General features: G+C 63.4%; 16 protein-coding genes. 6 read left to right on the forward strand and 10 right to left on the reverse strand.

Translation table 11 applies throughout. The features are described from left to right. Positions 1-5 precede the first annotated feature (5 nt). On the forward strand, positions 6-2,336 hold the full coding sequence (locus E8L03_RS00495; protein WP_171266260.1) for a sensor domain-containing diguanylate cyclase: 2,331 nt from the start codon (positions 6-8) through the stop codon (positions 2,334-2,336). An 11-nt stretch (positions 2,337-2,347) separates the two neighbouring features. Here the strand turns inward: E8L03_RS00495 and E8L03_RS00500 are convergent, their stop codons facing one another. From E8L03_RS00500 to E8L03_RS00515, 4 genes are all read right to left on the reverse strand, one after another. Beyond that, positions 2,348-3,493 carry an aminotransferase class V-fold PLP-dependent enzyme gene (locus tag E8L03_RS00500; protein WP_144304921.1) on the reverse strand — a complete coding sequence of 382 codons (1,146 nt, stop codon included), beginning with the start codon at positions 3,491-3,493 and terminating at the stop codon, positions 2,348-2,350. Further along, the gene (locus E8L03_RS00505) at positions 3,490-4,173 is read right to left on the reverse strand and encodes a formyltransferase family protein (RefSeq protein WP_171266261.1); all 684 of its coding nucleotides are present in this window, start codon (positions 4,171-4,173) and stop codon (positions 3,490-3,492) included. Before E8L03_RS00505 ends, E8L03_RS00500 begins: the two co-directional genes overlap by 4 nt. Positions 4,174-4,418: 245 nt before the next feature. Continuing rightward, positions 4,419-5,558, reverse strand: coding sequence for a hypothetical protein (locus tag E8L03_RS00510; protein ID WP_171266262.1), 1,140 nt, complete (start codon positions 5,556-5,558; stop codon positions 4,419-4,421). 178 nt (positions 5,559-5,736) lie between these two features. Next, complete coding sequence (locus E8L03_RS00515; protein WP_144304918.1) at positions 5,737-6,882, reverse strand: pyridoxal phosphate-dependent aminotransferase; 1,146 nt, start codon at positions 6,880-6,882, stop codon at positions 5,737-5,739. 419 nt (positions 6,883-7,301) lie between these two features. Here E8L03_RS00515 and E8L03_RS00520 point away from each other — a divergent pair, with 419 nt between their 5' ends. From E8L03_RS00520 to E8L03_RS00530, 3 genes are all read left to right on the forward strand, one after another. Then, positions 7,302-8,660 (forward strand): TrkH family potassium uptake protein, encoded by a 1,359-nt coding sequence (locus E8L03_RS00520; RefSeq protein WP_144304917.1) that lies wholly within the window; start codon positions 7,302-7,304, stop codon positions 8,658-8,660. Between the two features lie 19 nt (positions 8,661-8,679). Beyond that, positions 8,680-9,336, forward strand: coding sequence for a potassium channel family protein (locus tag E8L03_RS00525; protein WP_144304916.1), 657 nt, complete (start codon positions 8,680-8,682; stop codon positions 9,334-9,336). 119 nt (positions 9,337-9,455) lie between these two features. Then, entirely contained in the window at positions 9,456-10,127 is a 672-nt protein-coding gene (locus E8L03_RS00530; protein WP_144304915.1) for a TetR/AcrR family transcriptional regulator, read from the forward strand. A gap of 252 nt (positions 10,128-10,379) precedes the next feature. Here E8L03_RS00530 and E8L03_RS00535 read toward each other — a convergent pair whose 3' ends face one another. From E8L03_RS00535 to E8L03_RS00545, 3 genes are read right to left on the reverse strand one after another with little or no spacing between them, the layout of a single operon-like run. Beyond that, the gene (locus tag E8L03_RS00535) at positions 10,380-10,808 is read right to left on the reverse strand and encodes a PqqD family protein (protein WP_144304914.1); all 429 of its coding nucleotides are present in this window, start codon (positions 10,806-10,808) and stop codon (positions 10,380-10,382) included. Next, positions 10,795-11,721, reverse strand: a complete 927-nt coding sequence (locus tag E8L03_RS00540; RefSeq protein WP_171266263.1) for a hypothetical protein — start codon at positions 11,719-11,721, stop codon at positions 10,795-10,797. The genes E8L03_RS00535 and E8L03_RS00540 overlap by 14 nt, the downstream gene beginning before the upstream one ends. 30 nt (positions 11,722-11,751) lie before the next feature. Further along, the gene (locus E8L03_RS00545; protein WP_167512408.1) at positions 11,752-12,408 is read right to left on the reverse strand and encodes a hypothetical protein; all 657 of its coding nucleotides are present in this window, start codon (positions 12,406-12,408) and stop codon (positions 11,752-11,754) included. A 69-nt stretch (positions 12,409-12,477) separates the two neighbouring features. Between E8L03_RS00545 and E8L03_RS00550 the strand changes: the two genes are divergently transcribed. Then, positions 12,478-14,046: a PP2C family protein-serine/threonine phosphatase gene (locus E8L03_RS00550; RefSeq protein ID WP_171266264.1), complete on the forward strand. Its 1,569-nt coding sequence runs from the start codon at positions 12,478-12,480 to the stop codon at positions 14,044-14,046. Between the two features lie 174 nt (positions 14,047-14,220). Next, positions 14,221-14,736, forward strand: a complete 516-nt coding sequence (locus E8L03_RS00555) for a hypothetical protein (protein WP_171266265.1) — start codon at positions 14,221-14,223, stop codon at positions 14,734-14,736. 118 nt (positions 14,737-14,854) lie between these two features. On the opposite strand, the gene E8L03_RS00560 is transcribed toward E8L03_RS00555, so the two are convergent. Genes E8L03_RS00560 through E8L03_RS00570 form a run of 3 tightly spaced genes read right to left on the reverse strand, consistent with a single transcriptional unit; the run spans position 14,855 to position 17,675 of the window. Continuing rightward, positions 14,855-15,190, reverse strand: coding sequence for an STAS domain-containing protein (locus tag E8L03_RS00560; RefSeq protein ID WP_144304909.1), 336 nt, complete (start codon positions 15,188-15,190; stop codon positions 14,855-14,857). Positions 15,191-15,217: 27 nt separating this feature from the next. Continuing rightward, positions 15,218-15,676, reverse strand: coding sequence for an ATP-binding protein (locus tag E8L03_RS00565; RefSeq protein WP_144304908.1), 459 nt, complete (start codon positions 15,674-15,676; stop codon positions 15,218-15,220). Between the two features lie 43 nt (positions 15,677-15,719). After that, on the reverse strand, positions 15,720-17,675 hold the full coding sequence (locus tag E8L03_RS00570) for an OPT family oligopeptide transporter (protein ID WP_144304907.1): 1,956 nt from the start codon (positions 17,673-17,675) through the stop codon (positions 15,720-15,722). Between the last annotated feature and the right edge of the window lies 1 nt (position 17,676).

The raw sequence follows: 17,676 nt of genomic DNA on the forward strand, positions 1-17,676 counted from the left end.
GTTAAATGGAAGCGCGCAAAGCCGCTTACGACATCCTGGACGAGAAGATTACGCCCTTGGTCTGGCGGCGGTTTCTTGCGTACTTCATCCCCACAGCCGCCGTGCTCGTTCTCCTGGCTCACTGGTTTCTCACATCGCAGTTCGACGAGGCGGAGCGGCTGACTGCAGCCAACGAGCGCACCACTGTTCTGTTGGAGCGCCAGTTCTTCGAGGACGAGATCGCCGCCTTGGCGGCGGATGTCCGCTTTCTTTCTGACTACGCCACCGGATGCCTTGAGATGAAGGAGCTGGCGGTCTGTCCGCGCGAGCTCCGCAAGGCCTTCATGCTCTTTGCCAAAGAGCATCCCACTTATTTTCAGATGATCCTGCTGGACGTCTCGGGCCAGGAGCTCCTGCACGTCGAAAACGTCAACGGCAGAAACGTGGGCATGTCGGCGAGCGGCTTGCGTTCGCAGGCTGCCAGCCCGTGGTATGTAAGCGCCTTGGAGTACAGCCCGCGCGTCTGGATATCATCCATCAAGTTCAGTGACGGCGCCAATGGCCTCAGCCCCGGAACGCCGATGCTGCACGCTTCCCGGGCGATTCTCGATGAGGATGGGCGCACGCTCGGCGTTGTGGTGATCGGCTACGACGGCTCCATGATCCTGCAGATGATCGCGCAGCACGAGCTCGCCTCGACCGGCTGGCATTACCTGTTCCGGAGTAAAGGGCCCAAGCTGCGCGGTCCGACGCTTGGCAAGGAGTCTTCCGGCGATCTGTCGGAAACGTTCCCCGAGCTCTGGAGTGACATCTCCCGCAGCAAATCCGGCACGCGCGTCACCAAAAACGGGCTGTTCGCCTATGAAACGGTGTGCTCCACGGCGGATAAGAACGTTGTGTCCAGGGTGCTGCCCGTGCTGGATGAATGCTGGGTCATCGTGAACCACGTTCCGTGGGCTGCCATCGTTCCGGCATGGCTCGACTACGCGCCGTGGGTAGGTGGTGCGGCGCTGTTGCTTGTCGCCGCCGGCATGTGGACGTGGGCGCGCACCATGGTGCGTCGTCATCAGGCCGAAAAGGCGCTGCGCATGAGCGAAGAGCGGATGCGCACCATTGTTGAAGCGGCCGGCGTGTTCATCTGGGAAACGGACGACAAGGGCGTTATTACGTATATCTCGGATATGGTGCGCGAGGTGCTGGGCTATGCGCCGGAGGAGCTGATTGGCCAGACGCTCACGATGCTCATGCCTGCGGACAAGGTGTCGGAGTACTCGGAGTTCTTCCTCCACGCCGTTGCGCGCAAGCTGTCGTTCCGCCACCGGGAGGTGGACGGCCTGACAAAGGACGGCCGCCGTATCCATCAGGCGTTGAGCGCCGTGCCGGTCGAGGATGAATCCGGCCGGCTAATCGGGTATCGCGGATCCACCGTGGACGTCACCCGGCGCAAGAAGGCCCAGGAGGAGCTGCGCGAGAGCGAGCGCAAGGCCCGGGCCATGCTCGAAGCCTCGCACGACGCCATGATCGTCATCGACGGCAACGGCTCGGTTCAGTTCTGGAACCACGCGGCCGAGAATATGTTTGGCTACTTGGAGGCCGAGGCGCTGGGCATGGACGTGCATGTGCTGGTGGTCGAAGAGGAGGACCGCAAAAGGGCCGATGCGGGGACGGCGCATTTCGCCAAAACCGGGGAAGGCCCCATCGTGGGCAGCATCGGCGAGTTCCAGGCGCGGCGCAAGGACGGCACGGTGTTCCCTGTGGAGCACGCCGTGGCCGCGTTCCGGATGCACGGCGCCTGGTACGCCGTGGGCAGCGTGCGCGACAAGACCGAGCAGAAAGAGGCGGAGAAGGAGCTGCAACGGCTGGCGACCACGGACAGCCTCACCGGCCTGGCCAACCGCAGGCACTTCTTTGATGGCTGCCGCAAGGAGATCGAGCGCCACAAGCGCTATGGCGTCGCCGTGTCCCTGCTGATGCTCGACGTGGATTTATTCAAGAAAATCAATGACACCTGGGGACACGACACCGGCGACCGCGTGTTGAAGGAGGTCGCCGCCCATATGCTCCTGACCCTGCGCGACGTGGATCTGTGCGGCCGCATCGGCGGCGAGGAGTTCGCCGTGCTGCTGCCGGAGACGGATCTGCAGGGGGCGGCGGAAGCGGCGGAGCGGGTGCGCGCTTCCCTGGAGAACATCTGCTTTATCCTGGAGGAGGGCGCGCGTGTGTGCGTCACGGCCAGCCTGGGCGTTGCAGAGATGGGCGGCAGCGAGGATACGCTCCAGGAGCTGATCAAACGCGCGGACGACGCCCTCTACGAGGCCAAGGAAACCGGCCGCAACAAGGTCGTGGTCAAGGCGTAGCCGGCGGTCTGCTACACGGCGTCCAGCACCTGGAAGAGGCGGTCGATGTCCCCGGTGGTGCTGGCCAGGTGCGGCGCTACGCGGATGCGGCCGTCGCGCAGGGTCACCACCACCTTTTCCGCAGAAAGCGCCTTCACGGCGCGATCGGCGTCCGGATGCTCGATGGAGACGATGGCCGAGCGTTCCCCCGGTCCGTCTGGCGAGGCCAGGGCGAGGCCGCGCTCTGCGCAGCAATCCCGGATGTACTGCCCCAGGCCCAGCGTGTGCGCGTGGATGTTCTCCACGCCGGCCTCCTGCAGCAGAGACAACGACGCGGCAAAGCCGTAGAGCGAGGCGATGTCCTGCGTACCGGGCTCGAACCGGCCGGCGTCCTTCCGCAGCTTGAAGTCCAGGGTGATGGTTTCGCCGTCTTCCACACTGCACCAGCCGACCGTGGATGGGTGCAGAAGCTCCTCGCGCGATTGGCGCACGTAAAGGATGCCGAAGCCGATGGGGCCGAGGAGCCACTTGTGGCCGCCGGCGGCCAGGAAGTCTATGGAGGATCGGTGTACGTCCATGGGCGCCGCGCCCAGGCTCTGGATGGCGTCCACGCAGAAGAGCGTGCCCCGTTCGCGACAGAGTGCGCCCAGGGCATCCAGGTCGCACGCCGCGCCGGTGGCGAAGTCCACCGAGGCGACCATCAGCAGCCGGGCCTCGGTCTGGTCCAGCACCCGCTCCACATCCTCGGTGCGCAGGCTGCCGCCATGGCGCATGATCTTGGCCACCTTCACGCCGCGGCGGGCGAGGTTCTGCCAGGGAAATACCACCGTGGGAAAGTCCGGGTACGAGACCGCCACCGTGTCGCCGGGTTTCCACTCCAACGCCTGGGCCACGATGGACAGGCCGTGGGAGGTGTTGCCGGTAAAGGCGATTTCTTCGGGGTCCGCATTGATGAGCTGCGCGGCGCGGGTGCGGGCGTCGTTGCGTGCGGCCAGCCAGTCTTCGAAGTGCAGGCTGCCGTATCGCATGCGGTCGTCCAGGTAGCGCTTGGTGGCCTCGGCGCTACGCATCGGCAGGGGGGAAACGGACGCGTGGTTCAGGTAGGCGTACTCCTCCAGGGCCGGGAACTCGCTACGGAACCGCCGGGGCAGCTCCTCGCTGATCAAGTACTCGCTCATGACTTGTTGTCCTTGGTTTTCGGGGCGGACCCCTCCAGATAGAAACGGCGTCCGTGCAGCTCCACGCGCGCGCCGTCCCAGCCGGGATACGTGGTGGCGCGGATGCGCCGGGCCACCTCGGCCTCGTCCATCTCCGGCGTCACCACCTTCAGCGCGTCCAGGTCCTTGCGTGTGTATGCGGCGCGGGTCCAGCTCTCCTCGCTGGCGGGCAGGGCCTCGCCCAGCAGGATTATCGAGACGATGTCGTAGAACATGGCCGCGATGTGCGCGTGGCAGCGCCGGGTGAGGGTCAGCACCGTGTCGGCCGGAAAGACGGGGAAGCGCCGCACCTGCACGACGGGGCCGGCGTCCACGCGGGGGATCATGTGGTGGCAGGTCACGCCGTACTCGGCCACCTCGTGGTAGAGCGCCATGTTGGTGCAGCCGGCGCCGGGATACTCGGGCGGTCCGGGGTGGAAGTTCAGGCTGGCGCGGCTGGCGCGCTCCAGGATGTTCGCGGGCAGCACCCACGGGCAGAGGTAGGAGAGGATATAGTCGCCCTGCCAGGAGCCAAGCTCCTCGGGCAGGGGCTCGCCCAGGGCGGCGTATACGATGGCGGTGTTCTCGCAGGTCGTGGCCAGGAACTCCGCGGCTGCCTCGCACTGGCTGTCGCCGCGTTTGCCGAGAAAGAGGATGTCCATGGGCGCTCCGCTGTCGCAGGATATTCGGGCAATGCGCCGGCTGTCCGGCACGCATCCCTGTGAACCTACAGCGAAAAAGCGCCGCGGGCAATAAAGCCGCGGCGCTGGGAATCATTCTTCCGGATGCGCATCAGGAGGGGCGGTGCGCGGTGGGCTGTACAGCCATGGGCCGGGGACTGGTCTACAGCCGCATCCGGAAGCCCCTGCGCGTCCCATAAGTGAGGAGCGTGCGGGATCCGGCTGGATCAGCTCTGCATGGTGTAGCTGTAGATCCGCCACGTCTTGTAGATCTCGGCCTCGAAGACCCTGTAGGCGCGCAGGGTGGCGCGGTTGGATTCCGCAATGAGCGAGCAGTCCCAGTTCTCCAGCGGGAACTTCAGAAACTCCAGGTAGATGGACATCATCAGCGCCAGATGGATGCGCCGGCCCTGGTGCTCCTTGCGCACGCCCATGATCAGGCTGCGGATGCGGTGCGGCGTGCGGTACCTCGCCTCCCAGTACAGCCGGGCGATGCCCCACGGCGTGAGCCGGCCGTGCATGGCGCGGATGGCCGGGTTAATGTCCGGCGCGTTGATGAGGTAGGCGATCATCTCGTCGTTCTCGTCGAACGCCGCGCGCATCAGGTTGGGCCGCAGCACCGGCTTGAGCTCCTTGAGGATGTGCTTGAACTCCTCACTGGTAAAAGGCACGTGGCCCCAGTTGGGGCCCCAGGCGTCGTTGAAGAGCTTGAGCGCCTCGTCCGAGCGGGAGATGATCTCGTCGGCCGTGGGCTGGCGCATGGTGTAGCCGGTCTGCTCCAGAATCTTGGGAATCTTCTCTTCAAAGTTGCCGCGGATGGGCAGGTCCGGTTTGGGCAGGCCGCCGAACGCCACCCAGTCCTGCGCCTTGGTGAAGCCGTAGCTCTTCACAAGATCCTGGTAGTAGGGCGGGTTATGGGTCTGCAGCAGGGCGGGCATGGTGTCGAATCCGTCGATGAGGATGCCGACATCCTCGTATATGCCAAAGCCCATGGGGCCGAGGATGACCTTTTTGCCGTGCTTGGCGAGCCACCCGGCGGCGGCGTCGAACAGCGCTCTGGACGCCTCCGGGTTGTTCTCGCACTCGAAGAAGCCGAAGAACCCATCGTCCGGGGAGTGCAGCTTCTCGTGCCGGGGGTTCAGGTGGGCGGAGAGCCGGCCCACGGGTCGGCCGTTGTCGTAGGCAACGAAGTACTGCGCCGTGCCGTACTTGTGGAACGGCCCCTTTTTCGGATCGAGCACGTCCTTCTGCTGGATCATCAGCGGCGGCACGTACAGCGGATTGTCGCCCTGCACCTGGTAGGGCATCCGCAAAAAGTCCTTCATCTCCGGATCGGTATAGGCAACGGCCTTGACGGTGATACTCAACGGTGGGTCCTTGGTCTGATTGATGTGCGTTTGTTGGTTCAACAAATAAAATTAGGCACTCATACGCCGGAAGACAACCCCGGCAAGCGCGGCGAAGCTGTGGAAGCCGCAGGCATGGTTCTCGCCGGAAGGCCCTGCCGCGGCGTCTCGCGCGTTCTGCCCGGCGCCGGGCGGCAGACTATTCCGGCGGGACCGCAGTGTCCACCCAGGCTTCCATCCGGGCCAGGGCGGGCCGCATGTCCAGCCGGCCGACGCCTACGCGGAAGTGCGGACCGGGCATGCCGAACAGCGAGCCCGGAGCCACCAGCACGCCGGCTTCCTTGAGCAGGCGGTCGGCGAAAACCTCGGAGTCGGGCGGAGTGCCGCCGCCGAAGCGGGAGGAGATTATGGACGGGAACACCAGTGGTCCGGCCGCCGGCAGGGTCCAGGCGAAGAGATCATCGCGGCGTTTGAAGAGGCTGGTGAGCAACGCGAGGTTCTCCACGATGATTCGCCTGTTGCGCGCGATGAGGCGCTCCTGGCTGGCCAGGGCGAGCTGAGCCAGATACTCGGAAGGGCGGCTGCCGCAAATGGAGAGGTAGTCCTTCATTGCGGCCATCTGCTTCAGAACCTTCTCGTTGTGCGTGGCCACCCAGCCTACACGCAGGCCGGGCAGACCGAAGGACTTGGAGAGCACGCCCAGGGACACGGCCGATTTCGAGATGTCGCACGCTGCCGGAAGCCTGTTGGCTGTGTTGTACTCCAGGAAGCGGTAGACCTCGTCCGAGAAAAGGATGGCCCCGCGATCGGCGCAGGACGCCGCGAGGTCCGTGAAAAACTCAACCGGCGGCAGGTAGCCCGTGGGGTTGTGCGGGAAGTTCACAAGAACGGCGCGGGTGGCGTCCGTGAACTCCCGGGCCGGCAGATCCGGGTCCGGAGCGAAGCAGTTTTCCGGCAGCATGGGCCAGGGCGTGAGCCGGCAACCGGCCGCGGTGGGCAGCTCCGTAAAGGACTGATAGCACGGCGTGGTGGCGATGACGTGGTCGCCGGGATTGAGCACGCCGTGGACAAAGGCGTAGATGGCCTCCTCCGCGCCGGTGAAGACGAGCACGTTCCGCGCTTCGATGGTCGTATACAGCCTGGCTATGGCCTCGCGCAGGCCAGGCTCGCCATGGGAGTCGCCATATCGCAGCGAGAGGTCCAGCAGCCCCTGCAGACCGTCAGGGCTGGCGCTGGTCAGGTCCTCCACACGCACCGACTCGCAGTCCGAGCAGCACAGGAGATGGGGCGCGGTGAACTCGTGCTCGGCGAAAAATCGTTCCAGGGCAAAGGGAGAAGGGCGCATGAGGGTACAGTCCTTGTATGTTCTGGATGAACAAGTAGTTACGGCTTGGTTGCGTTTGTCATGTGATAAACGCTCCGGGGGGCTTGCCCTGATGCAAGGCAAGGTCTATGAGAGCGGGCGACGCGGTAGCCTTACGCGGTGCCCACATGCGGGTCGGGCCGTGCAACAGTCGGCCGTCCTCCTTTCGCGCAGCGGCGAGACATGGTAGGAAGGGTGTTGGCTCGCGAACGGCGGAGATAGCTCGAAATGTTCGGCTACGCCTCGCTGACTCAACACGGAAACCAAGCTAGTACAGTGGGTGTATTCCAGCGTCAAGAATTGAAAACCGCAGGCGTGTGGCCCGCGCCAACGCATACAGGCGCGCCGGCCCGGCGTAACCCGGCCGTTTCAGGCCGGCCCTAAACGAATCAAGATATCCGATGCCCCCTCAAAAAAGGCTCATTACGCCTTTCTCCCTGCCCATTTATGCCTTCGGGCTTGCCATCGCTCTGGGCGCATTGGCGTTGAGCCATCCGGCGTGCCTCAACGGCGAGTCCATCCGGCCCATCGACGCGCTGTTCACGTCCACATCGGCCGTGTGCGTCACAGGTCTGATCGTTGTGGATACGGGGCAGTTCTTCTCGCCCCTGGGCCAGACCGTCATTTTGCTGCTCATCCAGCTCGGCGGCCTGGGCATCATGACGTACACCAGCCTTGCGCTCATTCTGCTGCGCCGGCGCATCTCCCTGACGGACCGTCTGGCCGTGGGGCAGAGCCTGTTGCACGACCCGGCCTTTGACCTGGGCCGCTTCCTCTTCCGCGTGGTCACCGGCGCGCTGGTGCTGGAAGCGTTGGGCTGCCTTGCGTTGTGGCTGCTGGAGCCCGAGGGTTTTCCGCTTTTCTCCGCCGCGTTCCACTCCATCTCCGCCTTCTGCAACGCCGGCTTCTCGCTCTATCCGGACAGCCTGATGGGCTACGACACCAACATCGGCGTCAACGTGGTGATCATGGTGCTCATCACCATCGGCGGTCTCGGCTTCACCGTGGTCAACGAGCTCATGCACAAGGGCGTGCACAGGGCGCGCGGACACAAGGTGGCGCGCCTGTCGTTCCACACCCGCACCGTGCTCAGCACCAGCGCCGTCCTGGTGGTTGTCGGGACGGGCACCATCTTCCTGGGCGAGCTCTTCGGCCCGGCGGAAACACACATTCCACTATGGAACCGCATACTCCACGCCCTGTTCCAGTCCGTGACGTGCCGTACAGCCGGGTTCAACACCCTGGACATCGGCGCCATGAGCAACATCGCCCTGGTGTTCATGATGATGCTCATGTACGTGGGCGGCTCGCCAGGCTCCACCGCAGGCGGCATCAAGACCACCACGGCCCGCGCCGTGGTCGGCTTCGTGGTTTCGCAGATCAAGGGCCGGTCGCAGACCGTGGTTGGCTCGCGCGCTCTGGACCGCGAGACCATGAACAAGGCCATCACGCTGACCATCATGGCGAGCCTGACCGTGGCCTTCGCCACCCTGGTGCTCTCCATCACCGAGGCGCACCTGGGCGCGGAAGGGCTGCACCGCGGCTCGTTCCTGGAGCTGCTGTTCGAGGTGGTCTCGGCTTTCGGCACCGTGGGCCTGTCCACGGGAATCACCGCAAAGCTGTCGGACACGGGCCGTGCGATCATCATTATGCTCATGTTTGTGGGCCGGCTGGGCCCCATCCTTTTTCTGACCGCTCTGCAGGAGTGGCAGACCAAACCGCGCTACTCCTGGCCCGAGGAAGGGCTGATGATCGGCTAGCGCGGTTCAGGAGACGACAATGGCAAGCAAGTTGGAAGTCGGAATCGTCGGGCTGGGCAAGTTCGGCATGGGCATTGCCGAAGCGCTCGTGGAGCTTGGCCACAGCATCATCGGCATCGACAAATCAGAGACCAAGGTCAGCGCAGCGCGCGGCATCGTCTCCCAGGTGTACCAGGCCGACGCCATGGACCGCGTGGCGCTGCAGCAGCTCGGATTCGACCAGCTGCCCTACGTGGTGGTTTCCAGCGGCCACTCCATGGAGGCATCCATCCTCATCACCCTGAACCTCAAGGAGCTCGGGGTGAACCATGTCTGGGTCAAGGCCATAAGCGAGGACCACGAGAAGATTCTGCGCAAGCTGGGGGCGGACTTCGTGGTCTTTCCGGAGCGCTTCGTGGCGCGGCAGCTTGCCCACCGCATCGGCGTGCCAGGCCTTGTGCAGTACCTGCCCCTGGGCAGCGGCATCACCCTGCAGGAGCTCGCGGTCAAGAACTGGAGCGGCCAGTCCCTGCGGGACCTGGACCTGACCAACAAGTATGGGCTGCAGGTCGTGGCCGTGAAGCGCCACGACGAGACGGACTACAGCTTTGTTCCCAACGCGGACAAGATGCTCTTTGAGGGTGATCTGCTGGTGACCATAGGCGAGGAAAACAGCCTGTCCAAGATCGAGCCGTAGAACGCGCCGGGTGATTTATATCACGAACTGTGGACAAATTGTTGCAGGACCTTTACAGTTCTTGACATTAGGTCGTGTATTCTCTAAAGTGAATTACTGTTCACGAGGAGAACGTCAATATGCCGCATTCTGAAATCGTACAAAAAACCCGGCGGGAACGCGCGCCACGGCTGGATAACAAGACCCGCCGCGAGCAGATTGCACAGGCTGCGCTGGATCTGGTTTCCACGCGCGGTTATCGCGCGCTGACCGTCAAACGCCTTGCCGCCAAGGTGGGCCTCACGCCATCCGGCCTGTACCGGCACTTCCCGGACAAGGCCGCCATCCTGGACGCCATTCTGGAGCTCGTGGCCGACGCCCTGCATGGCAATGTCCAACGCGCCCTGAGCGCGGAGGGCGACTCCCTGGACAAGCTCGCCGCGTTGCTGCGCATGCAGGTGCACGTCATCGGGGTCCGGGGGTTCGGCGCGCCGCGTTTCTTCTTCTCCGACGATCTTTCCATGCGCCACCCGGAAAAGCAGATCCGGCTGCGCGAGATCATGGAGGAGTTCACCGACGCCGTGGCTCGCATCATGGCCCAGGGACAGGAGCAGGGCCTCATCCGCACGGACATCTCCGCATCCAAGCTGGGCATCATGTTCCTCGGGCTGTTCCAACCCGGCGCGCTGATGAACTACCTGCACCGCGGCGAGTTCGACATGCAGGGCCAGGCCGACGCCTCCTGGAGACTTTTCGCAGCAGGCCTCATCGCCCAGGGTGTGGACGCTCCGGCGCTCTACCCGGAAGCGTAGCAGGCTGCTGAAAGTTTTCTGCTGGCTGTGGCTGCGGGAAGTTCGAACCTTCGCGCATCGTTGTACGCGTCAGCCTTGCACTTCTCTTGCGTCTTGCCTGCGTGATTTCTGAACGGCCTGCCGTGCGAGGCCCCTTTTCGCCGTTTCTCAGACCCGAGCCGGCGTCTGCCGGCTGATCCGCCAGGCATCACCCAAGGCGGCATGCGCCTGCTCTAGGGCGCGTGCTCTCTCGGTGTGGGAGCGGTTCCGCTCTTATGAGGACTTTCGTCCGTCTTGAGGGGGGCACACCCGGTCCAGCAGGGCGATAAGGCCGCGCTGGCCCAGGTCCTTGATGAAGGCCGTCACGGATATCTCGGACTCCCGCGGCTCCAGCCGGTACGTTTCGGCAAAGATGTCCACGATGTCCTGCACGGTGCGCTCGCCGTCCATGAGCTCCCAGGCGCGGGTGCCCATCTCGTCCAGCTCCAGCCGTTTGATCATGGGCCTGTCGTCCCACTTGCCCATGCGTTGCGCCGCCTTGGCGAACCACGGCTTGTAGTGGATCTCGTAGACCAGCCGGGCGTAGCCCTCGTCGGTGCGTTCCTCGGAGACGCGGTCGCTGTGCACGGGCCGAGCCTGCAACGCCTCGGCCCGGCTGATGACGGGTGGGCCGGGCCGTTTTTTCTTTCTAAACCACTTCATATGATTCACAGATTTTTTCGAAGGCGCCGTCCGGCAGGGGGGCCGGGCCTTCCATGCGCACGGTCAGTATTTTGGTCTCCTGGTCGGCCAGGCGCAGCCCCAGGCGGTAGCGCTGCGCGCGCAGGATGCCGGGCAGCCGCCGGGAGACCGCGCCGAAGAAGCCGCGCGGCCATGGTTTTTCCAGCACGCTCCAGCCGTCCGGTCCCTGGCCATGCCTGGCCGACCGCAGGTTGATGGACTTGAAGAACCCCGCGGCCCACTCTTCCAGACTGCTTCCCTTGAGGGCGAACTGCGCTGGCCCCAGACGCTCCAGCACAAGGTGGACGCGGCGGCTGTTCAGGAACTCCATGCGGAAGTGGCCGGGCTTGAAGGAAAAGGTCTTGAGATAGAGCGTGCCGGGCAACCACACGCGCACGCCGAACACGGACCAGAGCCTGTCCGCATTGCGCGGATGGCAACGCGCCGTGGCCAGGGCGTCGGCAAGCTCCGTGTCCTCATCCGCCTCTGCCCTGGGGAATGCGCGGATAATCACGGCGATGCCCGATTCGGCATGGTGGAGCAGAGCGCCGGGGTTGGCCGCCTCGCCAGCTGCATCGGTCCAGGCAAAGGGCTTGGCTGTGAAGCCGTGTTCCTCCAGGCGTTGCAGGGCGTCCAGAAACAGGGCGGGTAGTTCGACGCCGTCTGTCCGGAACGCCGCGGCGCGTTTCATCTGCGAGGCCGCCTTGGAAAGATGGCGCTCCAGCCGGTACGCCCCTTCGGTGGGTTGCCAGCGGCACTCCAGCCGGGGGCCGCCGCCGTCCTCGAAGCGGACAAAGTCCTTTTCCAGGGCCACGGGGTTCCAGCCGGCAGGGATGTGCAGGGAGAACCCGGCCCAGGCAAAGCGAGGGGCGGAGGTTTGTGCGAGCGCGGTCATGCGAGGAACGCCGCCAGGCGCCCGGAGACGCTACGGCGCGTGGGGCACGTAATCCTGCAGATTGAGCTTGGATGCGGGCATGGGCTTTGCCGGAGGATGCTTCTCGCCGATCTTGGCGTTGTAGCAATCGTACTCCTCCATCCATGTGGTGTGCATCACCATCTTGATGGAAACGCCGGGCCGCATGGTGGGGTCCTTGCTGTAGGTGAGCACGATGTTGATGCGCTGGTCGCCTTCGGTGACCATCCATTTCCAGGAACGCACGGTGTGGAAGGCGTCGCCCTGCCACTCGTCCGGCTTGCCGAACTTCTTCTCGTAGAGGTCGTAGAGCTGGTCGAAGAGGCTGGGGTCCTTGTCGTCGAACTTGAGCTTGAGCCCGATGAGCATGCCAGGATGGGCGCAGTTGCCATAGGTGACGCTGCCGCCGCGAATGCCGGGGAAGGCGGTGTCGCGGATGTTCACTTCCGTAAGGAAGGGCGTGTCCGAAAGTTTGGTCGCGCCGTTCATCCAGAGCAGGTTCTCGTATTTTTTGACGTTCTCGCCCAGGGTCAGGCCAAGGATGGAGCGAGGCAGCTCGGCATAGGCGATTGCCGGGACGAGCAACGCAACGAGCAGGACCGTGAAGAAAGGCATGATCTTGGTTTTCATGGTGGTCGAAAAATACCCTGAACAATGGGTGTTGTCCATACGGCTTGTTGCCTCTCCTGCCATGTCGTATATCATGGGAGTTTGGTTCACTACCTCCGCGGAGGCACCATGCGACACGTCGGATCATATCGGGCTGCGGCCTACTACCTGTTCACCGTGGGCGTCATTTCGGTTTACGGCGGGCAGGTCTGCCCCTTTCTGGTAACCCTCTCTGTTGGAGAGCTGGCGCTGATCGTGGCGGTGTTCCTGGGCATTGTCCAGATCCTGCGCTGGCCGCTCATGAAGCTTGTCGTGGACGCGCAACCGCCCATGAAGCAGCCCGGGCGCCAGTTCTTCCTCGACATGGCGCTCTACGTGGCCGCGGCCCTGGGCATGGCTGCCTACAACTGGCTGACCATGGGCTTTCCCTTTGCAGGCAGCGGCGGCAAGCTGGTGCTCGGAGTGTTCACCGTGGGGCTGTTCGCCTCCATCGACCTGTCCCTGGAGCGCGAGCGCGCGCTTGTGCGCTTTGCCCTGCAAAATGGGCTGCGCAGTCTGGCGAGCCGGGAGTTCTCGCCGCTCACGCGCAAGTTCTTCCTGCTGGCCACGGTGGTCATGCTCCTTTTCGCGGCCATCGTGACTCTGGTCATTCTCGGCGACCTCCTGTGGCTCGGCCAGGCCGGCTTCTCGGCCGAGACCCTGGCCATGTTCCAGCGCAGCGTGCTCATCGAGATAGCCTTTGTCATGGGCGTGCTCATGCTCCTGGTGGTCAACCTGATCTACTCCTACTCGCGCAACCTCAACCTGTTCTTCAACAGCCAGACGAGCGCGCTGGAAAAGGTCAGCCTGGGCGATCTCGACGTGTTCGTGCCGGTGACCACCAACGACGAGTTCGGGTTCATCGCGGACCATACGAACTCGATGATCGACAAGCTGCGGGACCGGTTGCGATTGCAGCAGGCCATGGTCGTGGCGCAGCAGATCCAGCAGAAGCTCTTGCCCTCGGGCGTGCCTGAGATGCCGGGGATCGAGCTCGCCGCCGCGTGCATCTACAGCGACGAGACAGGCGGCGACTATTACGATTTCATAGAGAGCGCCGACCCGGACGGCGGCAGCCTCTGCGTCATCGTGGGCGACGTGACCGGCCACGGGGTTGGCGCGGCCCTGCTCATGGCGACCATCCGGGCGTTCATCCGCATGCGCCTGAGCATGGCGGACGGGCTGGCCGCCAGTCTGCACGACGTGAACCGCCTGGTGGAGATCGACGCCGGAGAGACGGGCAACTTCATGACCCTGTTCGGGCTGATGATCCACAAACAGAGCGGCCGCCTGCGCTGGGTGACGGCCGGGCACGACGCGGCCCTTGTCTATGACACGCGGAGCGGATCGTTCTCCGAGCTCGGCGGCAAGGGCGTGCCGCTCGGCGTGGTCGAAGATACGCGATATGAGGAGCGCGAGCGGCCGGCTCTGGAAGCGGGCGAGGTCGTGGTCCTGGCCACGGACGGCGTCTGGGAAACGCAGAACCCGGCCGGCGAGATGTACGGCAAGCAGCGGTTCAGGCAGTGCATCGCGGCAAAAGCGCAGCATGGGCCGCGCCAGATGCTCGACGCTGTGGTCCGGGACGTGGCCGGGTTCCGCGGCTCCAACCAACCGGCCGACGACGTGACCATGATCTGCATCCGCGGCCTGGACAGGTAATAGTGCGGGTAGATGTCAGGAAGATGCTGCGGTTTTGGGCTGGGATATCGCGATCGAGACTTGCCAGCAGCTTGGAAATGTCTATGAATGGATTGCACGCGCGGAAAACAGGACCACGCCGGAGCACCAGTGGACCCGCCCGCAATTCGATCCAATCCAAAGAGAGCGGTTGTAATGAAATCTATTCGAAAGAAATCCTTACGCTTTGAAAGGACTGACGCGAAACGCTACCCCCAGGCCATGAAGAACCGCCTGCCGTGGCTCCTCGCCGTCCTGGTTGCCGTTACCGCGCTGGTCCTGGCCCTTACGGCCATGCGCGCCAGCGCCTTCGAGATTCTGGAAATCCCCGAGGATCGCCACATCGTTGACGAGCTCCATCCCTTCCCGGACATTTCCGACTGGACCCTGGCCGAGGAGTTGGACATGGGCGTGATGAAGGACAACTCCATAACCATGTGCAAGCGTAAGACCTTTCTCAAGGATGATGGCAACAAGCGTCTGTATATGGTCTACTTCAAGGACAAGCCCAAGTACTACTGGTATGTAGAGACCGAGGGCGGAAAGACCGACGACGGCATCACCGAGATGATGGGCGGCCAGGAAAAGCCCGTGGACCCCACGAGCGCCAGCGACTATCGCAAGCAGAGCAAGAAGAACTTCGACATGAACTTCGGCATCATGAAGTTCTAGCACTCGTCCTCTTCTGCAACGATGCGGCAACTCCGACCGGCATCGAACGCCATGAAAAAAAGCCCGCTGCCTGGACAAAGGCGGTGGGCTTTCGCTTTTCCTGGGATGCGGACGGAACCTAGATTTTGGTCAGGGCGTCCTCTTTGTTGCGGAAGATAAGGAAGAGCCTGTCGTAGCCGGAGATCTCGAAGATCTCCTGGATGTAGTCCCGCAAGCCGCAGATGGCCACGGTGCCGTCGGTTTTTTTCTTCAGGCGCTGGTAGGCCATGACGAGGATTCGCAGACCGGAGCTGTTGATGTACTCCAGATCGTTGAAGTCGAAGAGCAGCTTGGACCCTCCCAGCTCCAGGACTTCGACGACCTTTTCCTCAAGGCCCTGGCTTTCATTGGAATCCAGGCGGCCGCTCACTGTGATGATGGTGACGGCGCCTTCCTGGCTGTTGGTTACGGACATATGCGAGTGCTCCTTGCCTTTTCCGGATCAGGGGCGACGTATCTTATCGTCCGGGGTGATAGTCTTACGCAGTTCCAGAATGTTTTTGCCGTCCTCCCGGCGGTATTCCACCGAGTCCACGAGACTTTTTACGAGATGTATGCCCATGCCGCCCACGGGCTTGGCCCGCTTTTCCACCGGGATGTGCAGCTCCGGCAGCGGGGCAGTGGTTATATCGAAGGGCTGCGCCTTGTCCATAATGATGATGATGAGAACATCGCCTTCCAGATGCAGGTCCACACTGATGCAATGCTTATGGCAATCCCCGTAGCCATAGGCCGCCGTGTTGGTGACCACCTCGTCGATGATCAGGGCGGTCTGGTACGAAAATTTTTTGGAGAGCCCGTGCTCTTCGGCGAACTGCTTGAGTTGCTCAGTGTAGCTCGAAAAGTCGCACTTCTGCTCCTTGACATAGAAGAGCAGTTTTTTCTTGTGCCTGGAGCTCATGATCCGCACTTCCGCCTTGTCGGCGTGTTGTGTGTTGCAACGGTCAGTACGCCAGCCTTCCCAGTGATTTGAGGATCAGCGTGCAGCCCATGGCGAACATACCGGCCAGACCCATGCCGCAGGAGAACCCGGCCAGCAGCACCGGCGCGTAGTGTCTCCAGTTTTTCCCATATTTCTTGAGGAAGTAAAAGCGTCCGAGCAGCGCGCCCAGAACCTCCAGGATGATGCCGTGGGGCGTGGACTGGCCCAGGCCGCGGACAACGCCGTAGATCAGCAGCACAGGCAGGCCAAAGAGGTTGAGCAGGAAGTAGGTGATCAGCCCGAAGCCCAGGCCGGCGCTCAGCGTCTTGACGGAAAGAGCCTGGAAGAACAGGGAGTTGCCTTCCAGTGTGGATGTCTGCAGCAAGAGGCCGTTGAGCGCCTGGAGGTGCCACAGCTCCTGGGCGTAGGGGTAGCTGCCCGAGGGGATGGGCGCCAGTCTCCACAGGAACTGCGAGAACAGCAGCGAGGCGATCATGACCACGGGGAAGACCACGATCTCGGCCTTGATGATGCCGCGCAGGCTGGTGCCGGTGAGCTCGATCTCGCGGAAGTGCACCGTGGCCTCGCCGTAGTTGTGGATGGGGATGGGCGCGTACCAGATCTCGATGCCCTGGTAGCCGAAGTACTTGGCCCCGGCGATGAAGCTGGCCTCCCGCACCAGCGGCAGGCTGACGAACTGGCCGGCGATACCCTCCATGCGCGCCGTGATGTACGAGATGATGGGCGTGTACAGGAAGCCGTAGATAATGAAGAAGTACCACGGGAAGTCGGGCACCAGGAAGAGGCACAGCCCCACGTAGGCCAGGGTGGAGACCACGTAGATGGCGATGGAGACCCAGAAGTTGATGTCCCCGCGGTCCTTGGGCGGGTTGAAGAGTATGGAGAAGTCCAGCTTGCCGGACGAGCTGCGGAACGACTTGACCACGTGATAGACGCCGATGACGCCGATGGCCAGGCCCAGGCCGATGCCGAAGCTCATGTAGAAGTCGAAGTTGTTGGCAAAGACCGTCTCCACCGTGGCCATGCCCTGGTGCCAGCGGTGCAGGACGCCGTAGCTGTGCAGAATGGGGTTGGCGATGATGGTGATGACCAGACCCACCAGACCGCCGATGACCGCCCAGAACGGCAGCACCATGCCGATGAAGACCAGGCCCAGGTCCAGCTGCAGACCGGTGGCCACGGCCGGCAGGCTGTCCTCGGTGTACCGGGTCAGCTCGATCCATGGTATGGGGATCAGCCGTATGGGCTCGGTAAAGAGCAGGCCGGATAGCGCCGGCAAGAGCACGTACACCGCGCCGAACAACAGCCCGATAACCCCGCCGATGGAGAAGATGCGCCACTTCCAGCCGGTCTTCTTGTCCTCGGTGGACTCGGCCAGGGCCATGGTGCCCAGCGCGCCCACAGGGGCCATGGGGAAGGGCAGCTTCTCCACGTCCGAGGTGATGCGATACAGCGCGTAGCCCAGGCCGAAGTGGTCCACACGCTGGATGAGCTGCGAGCCCACGAGCAGAAGTATGGGTATGAGCCAGTCGCGGTGGAAGAAGGTCCGGTCCAGCAGCGAGTCCGAGCCGGGCGGCGGCGCTACCCACGTGGGAATGAACTCCGTGAGCCCCAGCATTTTGGCCGCGTCGGACTGTACAAGGTACTGGTTCCATAGCAGGCCCGAGAACGGCGAGGCCAGGGCCGCGCCCGCCATGTAGTAGAGCAGGAATATCTCCTGCTGCTTCAGCTCGGTGTAGGATCGCTTGGCGATCTCGGCGAAGAGGATGATGGTGACCCAGCGCGCGGCCGGACCGATGCCCTGGCCGATGACGAGCTGGAGGTACATGGAGCCCGGCATCATCAGGAAGCCGATGAACACGGCCCCGATGATGGTCTTCCAGTCGAAGCCCTCCTCGAAGTGGTCCGGCGGCTTCAGTAAGTCTCTATATTCTTGTAGTTCTTTATCGTCGTACATG

The organism is Oceanidesulfovibrio marinus (genome assembly GCF_013085545.1).
In the GTDB taxonomy this organism is placed as follows: domain Bacteria; phylum Desulfobacterota; class Desulfovibrionia; order Desulfovibrionales; family Desulfovibrionaceae; genus Oceanidesulfovibrio; species Oceanidesulfovibrio marinus.